17 protein-coding genes are annotated in these 17539 nt (G+C 35.3%); 7 read left to right on the forward strand and 10 right to left on the reverse strand.

The annotated features are described in order from the left end of the window. From A9G25_RS12755 to A9G25_RS12760, 3 genes are all read left to right on the forward strand, one after another. A partial coding sequence (locus tag A9G25_RS12755; RefSeq protein WP_176701059.1) for a hypothetical protein occupies window positions 1-760 on the forward strand: 760 nt, incomplete at its 5' end. A gap of 141 nt (window positions 761-901) precedes the next feature. Next, the gene (locus tag A9G25_RS02005) at window positions 902-2668 is read left to right on the forward strand and encodes a hypothetical protein (protein WP_141674967.1); all 1767 of its coding nucleotides are present in this window, start codon (window positions 902-904) and stop codon (window positions 2666-2668) included. 439 nt (window positions 2669-3107) lie between these two features. Continuing rightward, window positions 3108-3302, forward strand: coding sequence for a hypothetical protein (locus A9G25_RS12760; protein ID WP_065625521.1), 195 nt, complete (start codon window positions 3108-3110; stop codon window positions 3300-3302). Window positions 3303-3304: 2 nt separating this feature from the next. On the opposite strand, the gene A9G25_RS02015 is transcribed toward A9G25_RS12760, so the two are convergent. Both A9G25_RS02015 and grcA read right to left on the reverse strand, forming a co-directional pair. Then, window positions 3305-4428, reverse strand: a protein-coding gene (locus A9G25_RS02015) for an IS3 family transposase (RefSeq protein WP_141674968.1) whose coding sequence is annotated in 2 segments (ribosomal slippage) — window positions 3305-4134 and window positions 4134-4428 — 1125 coding nt in all. Because the reading frame shifts where the segments join, the coding sequence is not laid out codon by codon here. A 698-nt stretch (window positions 4429-5126) separates the two neighbouring features. Continuing rightward, complete coding sequence (gene grcA, locus A9G25_RS02025; RefSeq protein ID WP_034910787.1) at window positions 5127-5510, reverse strand: autonomous glycyl radical cofactor GrcA; 384 nt, start codon at window positions 5508-5510, stop codon at window positions 5127-5129. 204 nt (window positions 5511-5714) lie between these two features. Here grcA and ung point away from each other — a divergent pair, with 204 nt between their 5' ends. Further along, entirely contained in the window at window positions 5715-6407 is a 693-nt protein-coding gene (ung, locus tag A9G25_RS02030; RefSeq protein ID WP_065625523.1) for a uracil-DNA glycosylase, read from the forward strand. Further along, window positions 6400-7404 (forward strand): gluconate operon transcriptional repressor GntR, encoded by a 1005-nt coding sequence (gene gntR / locus A9G25_RS02035; protein ID WP_065625524.1) that lies wholly within the window; start codon window positions 6400-6402, stop codon window positions 7402-7404. The genes ung and gntR overlap by 8 nt, the downstream gene beginning before the upstream one ends. A 104-nt stretch (window positions 7405-7508) precedes the next feature. Here gntR and A9G25_RS02040 read toward each other — a convergent pair whose 3' ends face one another. Then, the gene (locus A9G25_RS02040; RefSeq protein WP_065625525.1) at window positions 7509-7844 is read right to left on the reverse strand and encodes a DUF805 domain-containing protein; all 336 of its coding nucleotides are present in this window, start codon (window positions 7842-7844) and stop codon (window positions 7509-7511) included. Window positions 7845-8067: 223 nt separating this feature from the next. Here A9G25_RS02040 and upp point away from each other — a divergent pair, with 223 nt between their 5' ends. After that, entirely contained in the window at window positions 8068-8694 is a 627-nt protein-coding gene (gene upp, locus A9G25_RS02045) for a uracil phosphoribosyltransferase (protein WP_065561672.1), read from the forward strand. Between the two features lie 102 nt (window positions 8695-8796). After that, window positions 8797-10056 carry a uracil-xanthine permease family protein gene (locus A9G25_RS02050; protein ID WP_081297113.1) on the forward strand — a complete coding sequence of 420 codons (1260 nt, stop codon included), beginning with the start codon at window positions 8797-8799 and terminating at the stop codon, window positions 10054-10056. A gap of 362 nt (window positions 10057-10418) precedes the next feature. On the opposite strand, the gene lysS is transcribed toward A9G25_RS02050, so the two are convergent. From lysS to A9G25_RS12765, 7 genes are all read right to left on the reverse strand, one after another. Continuing rightward, a complete protein-coding gene (lysS, locus tag A9G25_RS02055; protein WP_065625526.1) occupies window positions 10419-11936 on the reverse strand; it encodes a lysine--tRNA ligase in 1518 nt (505 codons plus the stop codon). A 30-nt stretch (window positions 11937-11966) separates the two neighbouring features. Then, window positions 11967-13065, reverse strand: a protein-coding gene (gene prfB / locus A9G25_RS02060; protein WP_141674969.1) for a peptide chain release factor 2 whose coding sequence is annotated in 2 segments (ribosomal slippage) — window positions 11967-12989 and window positions 12991-13065 — 1098 coding nt in all. Because the reading frame shifts where the segments join, the coding sequence is not laid out codon by codon here. A 177-nt stretch (window positions 13066-13242) separates the two neighbouring features. Next, on the reverse strand, window positions 13243-13869 hold the full coding sequence (locus A9G25_RS02065) for a Fe-Mn family superoxide dismutase (protein WP_065625528.1): 627 nt from the start codon (window positions 13867-13869) through the stop codon (window positions 13243-13245). Between the two features lie 121 nt (window positions 13870-13990). Then, window positions 13991-14842 (reverse strand): VanW family protein, encoded by an 852-nt coding sequence (locus A9G25_RS02070; RefSeq protein ID WP_218057517.1) that lies wholly within the window; start codon window positions 14840-14842, stop codon window positions 13991-13993. A gap of 25 nt (window positions 14843-14867) precedes the next feature. Beyond that, window positions 14868-15596, reverse strand: coding sequence for a type 1 glutamine amidotransferase (locus A9G25_RS02075; protein ID WP_065625530.1), 729 nt, complete (start codon window positions 15594-15596; stop codon window positions 14868-14870). 107 nt (window positions 15597-15703) lie between these two features. After that, on the reverse strand, window positions 15704-16633 hold the full coding sequence (locus A9G25_RS02080; protein WP_065625531.1) for a hypothetical protein: 930 nt from the start codon (window positions 16631-16633) through the stop codon (window positions 15704-15706). 72 nt (window positions 16634-16705) lie between these two features. Then, window positions 16706-17539: hypothetical protein (locus A9G25_RS12765; RefSeq protein ID WP_176701060.1), on the reverse strand; the 834-nt coding region annotated here is incomplete at its 5' end.

Genomic DNA, 17539 nt, shown 5'->3' on the forward strand with positions numbered 1-17539 from the left:
CAAAAACTTCCCTCATCAAGCGCCATTAAGCTTAATTGAAGCTGAAAATCAATTGCCACGGGATAAGTATAGCGATTTAATTCAGGTGGAAATGGGGGATAACTACCAATATAAAAAGATTATTAAAACCAAATGGCAACAATCGGCAATTTCATTACCATTAACACAATTTAAAGACTTAGAAAATGGCGTATATTTTTATGTCATGGCGGATAAAGGGCAATTAACCCCATTAAAGGGTGTAGAGCAAGCAGTTAGTTTACCTTCCTATATTCGTGTTGAAAAAGTGATGGGAAAAATCGTCGCTATCGTACAAAAAACACGTGTCCAATGGCTAACAACGGAATTTGATTACAAAAAAACCGCGCCGATTCGCAGTAAATTAACTGTGCTTGAAAGCCACTTAGTGCCAAAGTTAGTGATAGAAACTGAGTATGAAAAAGGCAGTTATTTACCGCTAACCCAAGTTATCAAAAATGCCCAAGGGACCACCATCAGAACCTTTGTTCGCGGTAAAAAGAAAAACATTGGGGCGATATTAGAAAGATTTAATGACCAGGGGATAAAAACCAACCATATTGAGATATCGAATGATGGCGATATTGAAAACCAATATCTCAATCACAAAGGTAGCATAGTATTGACTACTGATGAAATTGAAGACAAGGATAATCCACAACTCTATGACAATTTACCGTTTAACCCAGATGGCTTTGAGATGATACTGTTTGAACATTTTGATGATAAACGTGAGCACTAAACGATAAAACGTTTAATAAGATGAGGCGATGCCACAAATGATGGTTAGTGATACAAAATAACTAAGGATAATATGAAACATTTAGTAAAAATTTTTTTATTGTGGGCATGCATGTTTCAATGTGTTTTGGCGCAGGTAAAAATGAACAATCAACAAATACAAATAATAAAAAAATTAAAAGTACAAGGCATTGTGCCGGGTAAAGTTTATTTTCAACATGATTTTATGCTTTTCCTTGATAATGAAGAAAGCTTTCCTGAAAAAGATTTATTCTCATCAGCAATTGGTTTAGAAACCTATTCAAAGATGTATAGAGCGGGGATTCAAAGTATTGCAAAAGTTAAATTGAACGAAAATTACCAATATAGTGATATATGGCAGCGGAAGCGAAATATTATTGAAATAATGTATCCAACCGACTCTTTTCAATCACTAGAAGATGGGGTTTATTTTTATACGTTAGATGAGCATAAACAATTACATCAGCAAGCCTCATTCGAGGAGGTTTTTGAATTGCCTTGTTATTTGCGGGTTGAAAAAAAACACGGCATTGTAATTAGTATTCAAAAAAGATGCTTAGCATCTATTAGTCATTATGTCTATAATTATTGGATCAATAATAACTTAAAACACCTTAGATTGGAAAGGTATGATACTGATCATAATATTATCTATACTTCCGAAACATTTTTTGATGAAAATGGATTAATGATAAAACTTAGAAAAAAAAATACCAAAACAGGAAATACAGCTATTGAGTCTCTTGTTAGACAAGATGGAATTTACTCTATAGAAGAGCATTTTGATAATCAAGGCGTTAAAACGAATCATGTAATTCACTATAAGAATTCATTTCGTGTAAAAAATCAGGTATTAAATAAAGGTGGCAAGGTAATTAAAACTAATGATATAGAACCTGAAATCTTTGATTTTGAAAAAGATTTAGACGAGCCTTATCCGTACAATAAATTAATCATGAATGTCGAAAAAAGTCATTCCCTGTTAAAAGATGCTATGTTTGAACAAGGATTAGGCGAAAGCCGTCAATATGACAGCGAAGCGACCAACAGAGTAAAGTATTTAGGAATTCAGCCTCATCAGGTCTATTACCATAAATTACCCTTCCCCGGCTTTATGGCCGAGCGTTACAAAAACTTCCCTCATCAAGCGCCATTAAGCTTAATTGAAGCTGAAAATCAAACGCCACGGGATAAGTATAGCGATTTAATTCAGGTGGAAATGGGGGATAACTACCAATATAAAAAGATTATTAAAACCAAATGGCAACAATCGGCAATTTCATTACCATTAACACAATTTAAAGACTTAGAAAATGGCGTATATTTTTATGTCATGGCGGATAAAGGGAAATTAACCCCATTAAAGGGCGTAGAGCAAGCAGTTAGTTTACCTTCCTATATTCGTGTTGAGAAAGTGATGGGAAAAATCGTCGCTATCGTACAAAAAACACGTGTCCAGTGGCTAACAACGGAATTTGATTACAAAAAAACCGCGCCGATTCGCAGTAAATTAACTGTGCTTGAAAGCCACTTAGTGCCAAAGTTAGTGATAGAAACTGAGTATGAAAAAGGCAGTTATTTACCGCTAACCCAAGTTATCAAAAATGCCCAAGGGACCACCATCAGAACCTTTGTTCGCGGTAAAAAGAAAAACATTGGGGCGATATTAGAAAGATTTAATGGCCAGGGGATAAAAACCAACCATATTGAGATATCGAATGATGGCGATATTGAAAACCAATATCTCAATCACAAAGGTAGCATAGTATTGACTACTGATGAAATTGAAGACAAGGATAATCCACAACTCTATGACAATTTACCATTTAACCCAGATGGCTTTGAGATGATACTGTTTGAACATTTTGATGATAAACGTGAGCACTAAACGATAAAACGTTTAATAAGATTAGGCGATGCCACAAATGACAGTGGTAGTTAATCATAGATACAGAGTATGAAAAAGAGCTGATGGTAATCTGGAAGATAATTACAAGCATTATACGGATAAGACCGAAGGTATTGTAACCGATTGTAGTGATGCAAAATAACTAAGGTGTAGGATTTACTAGCGTTGTTTACAGTAATTTGAGAAACAACGGTAATGAATATATATAAAAAAACTAACGCCTTATCACAGACAAGCGATATGGCGCTTATATCATAAAGAAAAAATAACGGTTACTGATTTAGCTAAACGCTTTATGGTCAGTTACTAGGCCATTTATAACGTACTAAAGAAAGCCCGATTGAAGATTTTTGTGCCTTTAACCAGTAAGAATTAACGTTATAAAACCATTTGTTATGGTATTAAACCTCTGGTTAAAGTGGAAAAATCTATTGAAGATAAATTAAGACGACGAGCTAAATGCGATAACAAAACCTATCTGGGTGAAATGCTACACGTTGATACCAAACGTTTACCTTTACTTAAAAATGAAACAAAACAGCAAACTAGAGAATATTTATTTGTTGGCATTGATGATTTGGCATATCCATACTTTTTAGTACCAAAAAGATAAGGTCATCGATTTCTTTTGTATTCAATCGGCGACTGGTAATTTAATGTTGAATGAAGTCGATTATAATTAAACCAATCCACATAGTGATTAAATTCCAATTTAAGTTGCGCCAGTGAATCAAAAATAGTATTTGACACAAATTCTGTTTTCACTGCTTTAAATGTGCTTTCTGCAATTGTGTTATCATAAGGACAGCCTTTGCGACTTAACGACTGTTTAATTCCAAATGCTGTTAAACATTCATCAATCAAATGATTATCAAACTCTTTTCCTCTATCAGAATGAAACAACTCAATCGTCTGTAAGTTCATTGGAATTTGACTCATAGCTTGCATCACCAGTGCTGCTGTTTTATACCTTCCAGCACTTCGTCCTACTATTTCTCGATTACTGATATCAACAATTACACAAAGGTAGTGCCAACGTTGTTTAACCCTTACATAGGTTAAATCGGTCACCAATATCTTTCGTGGTTGACCTATATCAAATTCTCGATTAAGTTCATTCCCCACCGCCGATTCATTGCTTTTTTCTGTATCAATACAATATCTTTTACAGGTGTATTTCGAAACCCAGCCATTTTTTGCCATGATTCGACCTATTCGGCGTCGAGATACGGTTATGCCTTGCTTTCTCAGCTCTGCTTGCAGACGCCTTGTACCATAAGCTAGATAATTATTATTAAAAATTTCACCCACTATTTCACTCAGTGATATAGCTTGTGGTTGCTGCATCAATTGCCGTTGAGAATAGAAACGATTTCGGGTTACATTTAAACATCGACATAATGCACGTAAGCTGTATCGATGCTTATTATATAAAATTAACTCGATTTTCTTCCCATTATCAACGCCGCTTGCTTTAGGATATCATTCTCCATTAACAAGCGTTTATTCTCTTTGCGTAGCGCGATAAGTTCGTTCTCTTCAGTTCGACGATTATCTTTTGCGATGAATGAGCCGGTAGTTTGGTACTGCGTTATCCACTTATCTAATGCTGATTTGGTGAGTTCATACTCTGCGACGATATCTGCACGTTTTTTACCATTTTGATATAGCATGACCATTTGTTTTTTGAATTCGTTAGTAAAGCTACGTTTTGCTCTTCGCACTAAATCAATTGCCATTGTTGTTACCTTCTTTTATTTTTAGTTTATCATAACAATGACCTTATAAAACTGGTACTAATTAGTGTAGCCTATCCAACGCTTTATTAATTTTTATAATACCGTTAAACCGCATAAAGCAATTCCAGGAAAAACGCCTTATGAGTTTTTGAGGATTATTTTAATCATGCAGTGTAAACGACTCGAGTGAAAGTGAAATAGGTTTTTACACCTGATATTTTACCAATAATTGTTGACCTGATTTTATCTTTCCATATCAACATGTATATCTTGTTGATTAATCATAAAATAAAATTTTTGTTTATTACTTATTTTAACGGTAAGTCATTTATCCATTAAACAGTAGATTATTAGTTAAAATGAGACGTCGGCAATCGTATATCATTGCTCGCCTTGTAGTCGTATATAGTTCAACTCCGGACTGGTAAGGTTTATACCTTACAAAGGGCTTACAGGAATATGTCCCCTCTTGCACACGGGTCGAAAAGTTATGCAATTATAACGCCTTCCTTAAAGTCTCCCTTTCGGGAGTTTGAGGCTCCCTTGAGGAGTTTTACAAGCTTGTGGATAATGAGAGGGTATTTCGCCTCTACCCTTACCCACTGATGAAAGAGGAAAGTATTTCATTTCCGTCTTTCATTACTCTTGATTTTATGAAAATATCACAAAAATCAAAATCTTATCGCTGTTTGTCGCACTTAAATTTTAGTTGTAAACGTACGAGCAATAACATCACGTTGTTGTTCTGCTGTTAATGAGTTAAAACGTACTGCATAACCAGAAACACGAATTGTTAATTGTGGGTATTTTTCTGGGTGTTTTACAGCGTCTTCTAAAGTTTCACGACGAAGAACGTTTACATTTAAATGTTGACCACCTTCAACTTTTACAGTTGGAGCAACATCTAATGGAACTTCGCGATATTCGAATTGACCAAGTTCTGCAGTAGGAATGATTTGATCTTCTTTATAAACTGATTTAGCAGCTACACAACGAGCTTCTTTTGTAGAGTCGTCTAATAACCAGAAAGAGTTTAGAAGTGCTGAGTTGTCTGCTTTAGTAATTTGGATACCTGTAATCATTTTAAATCCTCCTAACGGGGCCTTATTGCCCTAAAATAATTATGGTTAATATAGCACTTTAAAAATTTGATAAAAGTCAAAAAAAGCTATTGCTTCAATAAGTAATACCTTTAATTTCTATTTTTTTTTGTGATAGGTTATTATGTAGAAATATATTAGTTATTGCCCAGAAACACTGGCATTATTGATGAGTGATATCAAAAGATGACAATAAAATTGACTTGGCATGAAGTTATTGGTGCAGAAAAACAAAAACCTTATTTTCAACAAATAATGCAATTTGTAATGGCTGAGCGTGCTAATGGCAAGATAATTTACCCGCCTCAGCATGATGTGTTTAATGCGTTTCGTTTTACACCATTTGATCAAATCAAAGTGGTGATTTTAGGGCAAGATCCTTATCATGGTCCTAATCAAGCTCACGGTCTTTCTTTTTCTGTTTTACCCGGAGTTAAGATACCACCATCGTTAGTTAATATTTATAAAGAACTGGCAAACGATATTGATGGTTTTACAATTCCTTCTCATGGCTATTTAGCTTCTTGGGCTGCTCAAGGTGTATTACTATTAAATAATGTGTTGACCGTTGAAGCTGGGCAAGCGCATTCTCATGCAAAAATAGGTTGGGAAACTTTTACTGATAATGTGATAGCAGCAATCGATAAGTATCTTGAAGGTGTGGTTTTTTTATTGTGGGGATCTCCTGCACAAAAAAAAGGGCAGTTTATTAATCGCCAAAAACATCATGTATTAACATCGGTGCATCCATCACCGTTATCTGCTCATCGTGGATTTTTTGGCTGTAAGCACTTTTCAAAAGCGAATGATCTTATTATACAACAAGGAAAAATTGCCATAGATTGGCAGCTAAGAATACCGGAAAAAGCGAATGAGTAGCCATAAAAAACGTCGAACGGGCTTGCAGGAAATTGCCAATTTAATTGGGATAAGTAAAATGACAGTCAGTCGTTTTTTACGCGATCCCAATCTTGTTTCTGAACCACTTCAATTACAAATTTCAGCCGCAATAGATAAACTAGGATATATTCCTAATAAAGCACCAGACATGCTTTCTAATGCCAAAAGTAATGCAATTGGAGTGTTGTTACCCTCATTAACTAATCAAGTTTTTGCCGATGTATTAAAAGGTATTGAAATTGAGACAGATATGCATGGTTATCAAACTATGATTGCTCATACGGGGTATAGTCCTGAAAAAGAAGAAATGCGATTGCGCTCGTTACTTGCCTATAATATTGATGGTTTAATATTAACAGAGCGTACACATACTAATGCGACTCGTAAAATGATTGAAATATCGGGTGTGCCAGTCGTTGAAATTATGGATAGTTCTTTACCATGTATTGATATGGCAGTTGGCATTGATAATTTTACTGTGACTAAAAATATGATTTATAGAATGATTAATAAAGGTTACAAAAATATTGCCTATTTTAGTGCAAGGCAAGATGAGCGAAGTATTATAAGACAAAAGGCTTATGAAGAAGCAATGAACGAACTTGGGTTAACACCAAAGACATTTGCAACCACAGAGCATTCATCTTATTCATTAGGGACAAAATTACTTCATCAAGCATTAGCCCAATACCCTCAAGTTGATGGTGTATTTAGCACAAATGATGATTTAGCATTAGGTGTATTGTTTGAATGTCAGCGGCTTAATATTAAAGTGCCAGAACAGATTGCTATTGCCGGTTTTCATGGACACGATGTGGGCCAAGTTGTGACCCCAAAATTGGCTTCCATTTTAACACCAAGAGTTGAAATTGGGCAAAAATCAGCACAAATGCTATTAAAATGTATTAATGGTGAGTCTATAACTGAAAAAACGATTGAATTTCCTGTTCAATATTTAGATGGAGAAAGTATTTAATATAGAAAAGTGGTTAGTGAAAGAAAACATTTTTAAATAGAAAAAAAACCAAAAATCACTTATTTATTAGCCACGCTAGAGTTTGCGAGGCTAGTTACAGTACTTTATAACCCTTTAGGGTTTTCGCCATATTGGTTAGGACCAGGAGTTGAATCGGTACACATAAGTTTTAATAGCGTATAAGGTGTTGCAGTCCAAAAGTACCAACCCGGTTTATCAACATCATGCAAACGGCGTACTGTAACTGCGAAATTAGGAACAAATAAAGCCAACGTCAAGCTCAAAGTTAAAACGAGGTTATTTTTCATCATATTATCAATAATTATCATCAAAATAATTAGAACAATATAGATCGAAGAGAACATCCAATATTCTTCACGGCAAGCTCGCCCATCAAAATTTCCATAATTTATTGTAATACAATCAATAAACCAATTCATTCCCTATTCCTTTTTGATTTAATAACTGACAATCATTCTAATGAAAAAAAATAAAACTGATTTTTATCGTTGAATTTTTTATTTTTATTTTTTTATCAATATTTACATTGCCTATGAGTCTGTTGATTTCAGGTTTTCATAAAGTGATAACTATGTTAGAATTATCGCTCAGTGGTTATTTATACCAGCTAACAGATTATAGAAAATAACACTGAGGCCCTCCATGAAAATAGTTGAAGTAAAACACCCTCTTGTACGCCATAAAATTGGATTAATGCGTGAACACGATATTAGTACCAAAGACTTTCGTGCTCTTGCCAGCGAAGTTGGCAGTTTATTAACTTATGAAGCAACTGCTGATCTACCTACCGAAACAGTAACAATAGACGGTTGGTGTGGACCTGTTCAAGTAGAACGTATTAAGGGTAAAAAAATTACGGTTGTACCTATTTTGCGTGCAGGCTTAGGTATGATGGATGGTGTGCTTGAGCATGTGCCAAGTGCCCGTATTAGCGTTGTCGGTTTTTACCGTAACGAAGAAACGCTAGAACCTGTTCCTTATTTCCAAAAACTAACTTCGGATATTGAAGATCGAATGGCTTTAGTTGTTGATCCAATGTTAGCCACAGGTGGTTCAATGGTGGCGACAATCGATTTACTTAAAAAAGCAGGTTGTAAAAATATTAAAGTATTAGTTTTAGTTGCTGCACCAGAAGGTATTAAAGTGCTTGAACAAGCTCACCCTGATGTTGAACTTTATACTGCATCGATTGATGAGAGGTTGAACGAAAAAGGCTACATATTACCTGGACTGGGTGATGCTGGAGACAAAATCTTCGGCACAAAATAAAATCTCAAAATTTAGACCGGTTAAACCGGTTTTTTTATGCCTGTCAAACAGGCAAGTTATACAACAAATTTAGTTAAGTAAGAGAGGCGCGATGTGAGCAATATCACAACAGACAAAACAGAAAATATAACATCACTGCATAAACATTCTTGGCAGGATATTTTTACTGGCGCACAAATGTTATTTGTCGCATTTGGAGCATTGGTATTAGTACCGTTGTTAACTGGGTTAAATCCCAATGTAGCGCTTTTTACTGCTGGAATAGGTACTTTATTATTTCAATTAACCACGAAAGGTAAGGTACCGGTATTTTTAGCTTCATCATTTGCTTTTATTGCCCCTATTTCATTTGGCGTTGCGCAATGGGGAATCCCCGCTACTTTAGGCGGTTTAATAGCTGCTGGATTTGTATTTATGTTTTTTGCTTTTTTGGTAAAAATAAATGGTAAAGATGTCATTGATCGCATCTTGCCGCCGGTTGTGACAGGTCCAATTATTATGGTTATTGGCTTATCGCTTGCGCCGGTTACCGTTGGGATGGCAATGGGTAAAAATAGTGGACTACAAGCTGAAAATTATCAATTGATTCTTATTTCAATGGCTTCACTATTAACAACGTTAGTGGTGGCTATTTGGGCAAAAGGTTTTTTAAAATTATTACCTATTATTTCGGGTATTGTGGTTGGTTATACGCTCTCTTGTATGTTCGGTATTGTCAATTTTCAACCGGTGATTGATGCGCCATGGTTTAAAATACCTGATTTCACGTTTCCAGTATTTCACTGGCAAGCCATTTTGTATATGCTGCCAATTGTGATTGCACCAACCATTGAACATGTTGGTGATATTATGGCAATTAGTACTGTCACAGGTAAAGATTATACGCGTGATCCTGGTTTACAGCGTACATTACTCGGTGATGGATTGGCAACTTCGACAGCGGGATTTTTTGGTGGGCCTCCCTGTATTACTTATGCGGAAGTAATTGGTGCGGTAACGTTAACGCGTAATTTTAAAACTCGCGTCATGACATGGGCGGCAATTTGGGCCATTTTAATGTCTTTTATTGGCAAAATTGGAGCATTTTTAGGCTCAATTCCAACTGTAGTCATGGGGGGAATTATGGTGCTATTGTTTGGTTCCATTGCATCAGTGGGCATAAATATTTTAGTTAAACACAAAGTGGATCTTTCTGTGCCTCGAAATATGTGTATTGTCTCATTAGTTTTAGTTTTTGGAATTGGTGGGATGATCTTTGATTTTGGATCATATGCCTTACAAGGTATCAGTTTATGCGGAATTTTAGCCATTGTGTTAAATCTGATCTTGCCAAATCAAGTCAAACCGACTGATAGCCACTAAATTAATTCAACTATCGTTGACTATATTTATAGTCAACGATAGTTATAATATAGCTGTGTTAACCTATTATTATAAATTCTCAATTAATCACGAAACGGTATAGGATCCTGAATATTTTTTACAAAAAATATAACCTAAAAAGTAAATAAGTGGGTAAATACCTCATAGTTAGCACACAACTTGCGTATAAAATTATATTGGCTGTTTTATATTCAATGCATTTTACAATTTTATTTATGATATAAGCCGCTAATCCGTGATAAGGTGAAGGAGTTATTTGTCAAAAAGTTTCAGGAAACTATGTGTTTTAGTATAAAAACACACTTATCAAAAAATAAGTGTGTTTTTAATGATAAACCGTTTTATTTAATTGGACGCATGGTTGGGAATAAAATTACGTCACGAATTGTATGGCTGTTGGTAAATAGCATCACGGTACGGTCAATACCGATCCCAAGTCCTGCTGTTGGCGGTAAACCGTGCTCCAGCGCTGTAATATAATCTTCATCATAAAACATCGCTTCATCATCACCCGCATCTTTTTGTGATACTTGATCAGCAAAGCGTTGAGCTTGATCTTCAGCATCATTAAGCTCTGAGAATCCATTACCAATTTCACGACCACCAATAAAAAATTCAAATCGATCAGTCACAAATGGGTTTTCATCGTTACGGCGAGCAAGTGGGGATACTTCAGCTGGATATTCAGTAATAAAGGTTGGTTGAATTAAGTTTGATTCAGCCACTTCTTCAAAAATTTCAGTTACCACTCGACCAAGTCCCCAACTTTTTTCAATTTTTATACCAACTGATTGTGCTATGGCACAAGCTTTATCAAAGTCATCTAGATCAGTATTATTGGTTTCAGGGTGGTAATGGCAAATGGCTTCACGCATGGTCATTTTGATAAATGGTTTACCAAAATCAAACGTATGTTCACCATATTGCACAACAGTATCACCTGTTACCGCAATAGCTAAACGACGGAATAATGTTTCTGTTAATACGATCAGATCTTTGTAATCAGCATAAGCCATGTACATTTCCATCATGGTAAATTCTGGATTATGTCTTGGTGATACGCCTTCATTTCGGAAGTTGCGATTAATTTCAAATACCCGCTCAAAGCCACCTACAACTAATCGTTTTAGATAAAGTTCTGGCGCAATACGCATATACATATCTAAATCAAGCGCATTGTGATGCGTAATAAATGGTTTAGCTGATGCACCACCCGGAATTACCTGCATCATTGGCGTTTCGACTTCCATAAAGTGGTTTTCAATCATAAAGTTGCGGATTTCACTGACAACTTTGGAACGCGCTTTAAAAGTCTCTCTTGACTCTTGATTTGTGATAAGATCCAAGTAACGTTGACGGTAACGCATTTCTTGATCGGCAAGTCCATGAAACTTATTAGGTAATGGGCGAAGAGCTTTAGTTAATAAACAAATTTCTTCACAGTGAATAGAAAGCTCACCAGTTTTAGTCTTAAATAGGTAACCTTTAGCGCCGACAATATCTCCCAAATCCCATTTTTTAAATTGCTCGTTATAAAAGCCTTCAGGGAGATCATCACGAGTAACATAAAGTTGGATTTGTCCAGCAACATCTTGTAGAGAAACAAACGAGGCTTTACCCATAATACGACGCATCATTATACGACCAGCCACAGTTACAATAATTTTATTTTCAATCAGTTCTTCGTTAGTTTTATTGCCATATTGTTTATGGAGATCACTAGAAATCGCATCACGGCGAAAATCATTAGGGAAAGCAATACCTTGTTCGCGAAGATGAGCGAGCTTTTCGCGACGTACTTTTAGTTCATTATTTAACTCTTCAATTTGGTTTTGTTGATCTTGCTGCTCTGTTGACATAGTTTTACCTTTTATTTATAACCAAGCGGTTTATAAACCTGCTTTTAAGCTTTCTTTAATAAATTGATCTAAATCGCCATCTAATACGGCCTGTGTATTACGAGTTTCAACGCCAGTACGCAAATCCTTGATACGCGAATCATCAAGTACATAAGAGCGAATTTGGCTTCCCCAACCAATGTCAGATTTAGTTTCTTCCATTTGTTGTTTTTCGGCATTCTTTTTTTGCATCTCAAGCTCATACAGTTTTGCTTTTAACTGTTTCATTGCTTGATCTTTATTGCTGTGTTGTGAACGGTTATTTTGACACTGCGTCACAATACCAGTTGGAATATGGGTAATACGTACTGCAGACTCGGTTTTATTCACATGCTGCCCACCGGCACCCGATGCACGGTACACATCAATGCGAAGATCGGCTGGGTTAATGTCGATATCAATATCATCATCAATTTCAGGATAAACAAAAACTGAAGAAAATGAGGTGTGGCGTCGATTACCTGAGTCAAATGGGCTTTTACGGACAAGGCGATGCACCCCAGTTTCTGTACGTAACCAACCGTAAGCATAATCACCAGATACTTTAATCGTTGCTGATTTAATACCGGCAACATCGCCATCAGAGACTTCCATTACGTCGGTTGCAAAGCCTTTTGATTCAGCCCAACGTAAATACATTCTCAGTAGCATTTCAGCCCAATCTTGTGCTTCAGTGCCTCCTGAGCCTGATTGGATATCCAAATAACAATCTGCGCTATCGTAATTGCCTGAAAACATACGCCGAAATTCAAGGCCGGCCAGTTTTTTTTCTAGTTGATCAAGTTCGCTGTTTGCTTCATCGAAAGTCTCTTGATCTTCCGCTTCAATAGCCAGTTCAAGTAAGCCTTCAACATCGTCAAGACCTTGCGTTAAAGAATTGATAGTATTGATAATTTCATCTAGTGCAACGCGCTCTTTACCTAACGCTTGCGCTTTTTCGGGATCGGTCCAAACTTCGGATTGCTCTAATTCAGCATTGACTTCTTCGAGCCGTTCTTTTTTTACATCATAGTCAAAGATACCCCCGAATCACAGCCGTGCGTTCGGTAAGTTCTACTATCTTTGATTTAACTGGATTAATTTCAAACATGATTTAAATGGAGTTGCTCAGTTTTATGATTTATTAAACAAGCGTCCATTGTAGCGGATTTGGGCATAATTTAGCAATTGCCAATTACTATTTTTGACTTTGACTCAGTGCTCGAAAAGAAAAGATGGCGCACTAGGCGCCACTTTTTAAGGTGAAAAGAATATGAGTACAATCAAGTTATTTTTTTGCTTCAGCGTATAGCTCAGCAACTTTATCCCAGTTAACTACATTCCAAAATGCACCAATGTAATCAACACGGCGATTTTGATATTTTAAATAATAAGCATGTTCCCAAACATCTAGTGTTAAAATCGGCGTACCAGAAACACCAGCAAATTTTTCGCCCATTATCGGTGAATCTTGGTTGGCTGTAGAAACAACTTCAAGTTTACCATTTTGTAATACTAACCAAGCCCAACCTGAACCAAATCGAGTTGCTGCCGTTGCTGCAAATTTTTCTTTAAATGCATCAACCGAACCAAAATCTTTTTCGATGGCCGCTTTTAGGTCGCCTTTTAGTTCAGTACCAACTTTTAATAGCTCCCAGAAAAGAGTGTGATTAACATGACCACCTACGTTATTTTTAATACCCGTGATTTTGTCAGTAGGTACTTTATCTAAATTTTTTAACAAAGTGCTAGGGCAAAATTCTTTTAATTCAACTGGCAAAGTTTCAAGAATGGCATTTGCATTGTTCACATAGGTTTGATGATGTTTATCGTGATGAAGATGCATAGTTTCAGAATCAATATAAGGTTCTAATGCATCATAAGCATAAGGTAATGGAGGTAAAGTATAAGCCATGAAATTTGCTCCTTTCATATATTAGGTATTATTAACTACTTTATTTCATGAGTATACGGGCTATTAATATAGCTCTCAAACTATCACTTAGATAGTTAGTGACTATCTGTTATCAGAATGACTATTGCTTTTTCAATTCGTCTTCATTATTTGCTATAAATGGGGTATACATCATAATTGCGTGGTTTTCGCTGATGAGCTTTTCTTCAACATGGTTATCAATTAAATGTGTTTTACGTTGCCATATTTTATTATGTCTGGTATAACCTCCCCACCATTGTTGTTCAATGCGATGATCGGTTTCTAGGATTTCATAATGATTACTTAAAGGGGTATCAGCAAGTAATTCGCCATGTAAATATTGATTATCAAGCCAAAGATTAAGCTGGTAAGTGCTATTGGTTTTATTGATTAACTGTAAATCTACATAGTTATAAGATAGGGTGGCGCCACAAGCAAAAGGAATAGTTCGATTGATATCAGGGAAAACATCAAAACTATGACGCCAACGTTCTATGATTGTAAGATCGGAGTGTAATACAATCCAATAAATTAAATTACCTAATTGGCATAATCCTCCACCAATATCTTTGCCTATCTGTCCATTATGTAATGATAGCCCTTCTAAAAATCCCCTTTTTTTGGATGGGCGCCCTACTTTTTGCCAGATCGAAAAACGTTGATTAGGCTTAATGATTGAACCATTAAGTTTTTCAATTGCTAATCTAAGATTAGTGATTTTGTTATATTGTAAATACATATCAATATCTTTTAGTTGTCTTAATAAAACAGACTGATGTTTTTTGTGTGAATAACAACATGTATTATTATTTATGTCGACAGTACAATATGCGTTACGATGTCGCCACCAATCAAATTTTCGTTTTAAGATAAAATATTCTTTGCCTAATTTTAGCCTTAATTTACTGCGTTTTATCGGCTTATCGATAATAATATCCTGCATATTTTCCATTCCCTTATCGACAATATGTAATCAGTCATTTTTCTAAAGGTGACAGATAGCGTTTGCTTAACTTGTCGAGAAAAGTGAAAAGTTTTTGATTCATTTTAGTATAATCATGAGAGCGAAGCTTATCAGGTGTATCGACAAAGCGGTATTTTTCTGCTTGGCTAAGTTCCTTTTGTGAATGGGCAATTAATAATTCGACCACTTCAGGTGTTAACTCCATATGGCATTGGAAACCATAAACAAATTTACTGTATGCAATGATTTGACGAGGACACCCTTCACTATAAGCAATAATTTGAGCATCTTTGGTTAAACCTGGCATATCATTGTGCCAATGACCGACTTCTAATGTGCTACCAAAATCAGTAAACAAAGGATTTGTTTTACCGATTTGAGTTAATGTAATAGGGAATTTGCCAATTTCTTTTTCTGGGCTATTGCTATAACTTGCCCCTAAAGCTTCACCGATTAATTGTGAACCAAGACATACACCAATGACTACTTTCTCTGCTTTTATTGCAGATAAAATAATGGCTTGTTCTGCTTTAGAATCAAAATGAGCGCATTCTTGTTTGGTAGTTGATGGTGACTGTGGACCGCCCATAACAATAAGAAAGTCGATATCATCAATGCTATAAGGAAGTGGTTCATTAAGGTAAACGCAAGAATAAGTTATAGTGTGATGATTATTTATAGCCCACTGTTCATAAGCTCCAGGCGCTTCAAAATCTTCATGAATAATAAAATGTATATGCATTGACAGACTCTCCTTTAATTTTTACGATAAATAATTTTTCTGTTGTACCAATTCAGGGAGTAATTATTCTCACTATAATAAGATAATATGAATTAATTTAATTAGGCTTACAAATCAAAAAGATTACATCGCTTATGGCATTTGAATTTATTGTACGGATAAGGCTCGTCTAAATCTTTTTCAAAATCAAAGATTTCAGGTTCTATATTATTAGTTTTAATTACCTTGCCATTCTTATTTAATACCTGATTTTCTACACGAAATGAATTCTCATAGTGAATTACATGATTCGTTTTAACGCCTTGATTATCAAAATATTCACCTATCCCATAAATCCCGTCATGTCTAATATAAGATTCAATGAGAAAACTACCTGTTTTGATATTTTTTCTAATAGTTTTAGTCATTAAACCTGTATTTTCATCAAACCATATTTCAGAAGAATAAATAATATTATGATCAGTATCATACATTTCTATTCTAAGATGTTTCAAATTGTTATTGCTCCAATAATCATAGACATAATGAGTAATTGCTGCTAAACACCTTTTTTGGATACTGACAACAATACCCTGTTTTTTTTCAACCCGTAAATAACAAGGCAATTCAAAAACATCCTCGAATGAGGCTTGCTGATGTAATTGTTTATGTTCATCTAACGTATAAAAATAAACCCCATCTTCTAGTGATTGAAAAGAGTCGGTTGGATACATTATTTCAATAATATTTCGCTCTCGTTGAACTACATGAATATATTGATAGTTTTTATTTAATTTTACCTGAGAAATATTTTGAATTGCCATCATATACATATCTGGATGGTTTTCTAAACCATTCACTGATGTGAATAAATTTTTTTTAGGAATGCTATTTTCGATCTTGTAAGAAAGTCTAAAATCATGCTGAAAATAAACTTTATTTGGCATAATGCCTTGTGCTTTAATTATTTGTATTTGGTGATTGTTTATTTTTACCTGCGCCAAAACACATTGAAACATGCATGCCCACAATAAAAAAATTTTTACTAAATGTTTCATATTATCCTTAGTTATTTTGTATCACTAACCATCATTTGTGGCATCGCCTCATCTTATTAAACGTTTTATCGTTTAGTGCTTACTTTTATCATCAAAATGTTCAAACAGTATCATCTCAAAGCCATCGGGGTTAAACGGTAAATTGTCATAGAGTTGTGGATTATCCTTGTCTTCAATTTCATCAGTAGTCAATACTATGCTACCTTTGTGATTGAGATATTGGTTTTCAATATCGCCATCATTCGATATCTCAATATGGTTGGTTTTTATCCCCTGGTCATTAAATCTTTCTAATATCGCCCCAATGTTTTTCTTTTTACCGCGAACAAAGGTTCTGATGGTGGTCCCTTGGGCATTTTTGATAACTTGGGTTAGCGGTAAATAACTGCCTTTTTCATACTCAGTTTCTATCACTAACTTTGGCACTAAGTGGCTTTCAAGCACAGTTAATTTACTGCGAATCGGCGCAGTTTTTTTGTAATCAAATTCCGTTGTTAGCCATTGGACACGTGTTTTTTGTACGATAGCGACGATTTTTCCCATCACTTTTTCAACACGAATATAGGAAGGTAAACTAACTGCTTGCTCTACACCCTTTAATGGGGTTAATTGCCCTTTATCCGCCATGACATAAAAATATACGCCATTTTCTAAGTCTTTAAATTGTGTTAATGGTAATGAAATTGCCGATTGTTGCCATTTGGTTTTAATAATCTTTTTATATTGGTAGTTATCCCCCATTTCCACCTGAATTAAATCGCTATACTTATCCCGTGGCAATTGATTTTCAGCTTCAATTAAGCTTAATGGCGCTTGATGAGGGAAGTTTTTGTAACGCTCGGCCATAAAGCCGGGGAAGGGTAATTTATGGTAATAGACCTGATGAGGCTGAATTCCTAAATACTT

It is taken from the genome of Gilliamella sp. Bif1-4 (assembly GCF_001690535.1).
Classification (GTDB): Bacteria; Pseudomonadota; Gammaproteobacteria; order Enterobacterales; family Orbaceae; genus Gilliamella; species Gilliamella bombi.

What these genes read in the sequence shown, in the direction of transcription:
- A9G25_RS02005 (WP_141674967.1), top strand. Translation starts at nt 902, where the DNA reads ATGAACAATCAACAAATACAAATAATAAAAAAATTAAAAGTACAAGGC.
- grcA (WP_034910787.1), bottom strand. Translation starts at nt 5,510, where the DNA reads ATGATTACAGGTATCCAAATTACTAAAGCAGACAACTCAGCACTTCTA.
- ung (WP_065625523.1), top strand. Translation starts at nt 5,715, where the DNA reads ATGACAATAAAATTGACTTGGCATGAAGTTATTGGTGCAGAAAAACAA.
- gntR (WP_065625524.1), top strand. Translation starts at nt 6,400, where the DNA reads ATGAGTAGCCATAAAAAACGTCGAACGGGCTTGCAGGAAATTGCCAAT.
- A9G25_RS02040 (WP_065625525.1), bottom strand. Translation starts at nt 7,844, where the DNA reads ATGAATTGGTTTATTGATTGTATTACAATAAATTATGGAAATTTTGAT.
- upp (WP_065561672.1), top strand. Translation starts at nt 8,068, where the DNA reads ATGAAAATAGTTGAAGTAAAACACCCTCTTGTACGCCATAAAATTGGA.
- lysS (WP_065625526.1), bottom strand. Translation starts at nt 11,936, where the DNA reads ATGTCAACAGAGCAGCAAGATCAACAAAACCAAATTGAAGAGTTAAAT.
- A9G25_RS02065 (WP_065625528.1), bottom strand. Translation starts at nt 13,869, where the DNA reads ATGGCTTATACTTTACCTCCATTACCTTATGCTTATGATGCATTAGAA.
- A9G25_RS02070 (WP_218057517.1), bottom strand. Translation starts at nt 14,842, where the DNA reads ATGGAAAATATGCAGGATATTATTATCGATAAGCCGATAAAACGCAGT.
- A9G25_RS02075 (WP_065625530.1), bottom strand. Translation starts at nt 15,596, where the DNA reads ATGCATATACATTTTATTATTCATGAAGATTTTGAAGCGCCTGGAGCT.
- A9G25_RS02080 (WP_065625531.1), bottom strand. Translation starts at nt 16,633, where the DNA reads ATGAAACATTTAGTAAAAATTTTTTTATTGTGGGCATGCATGTTTCAA.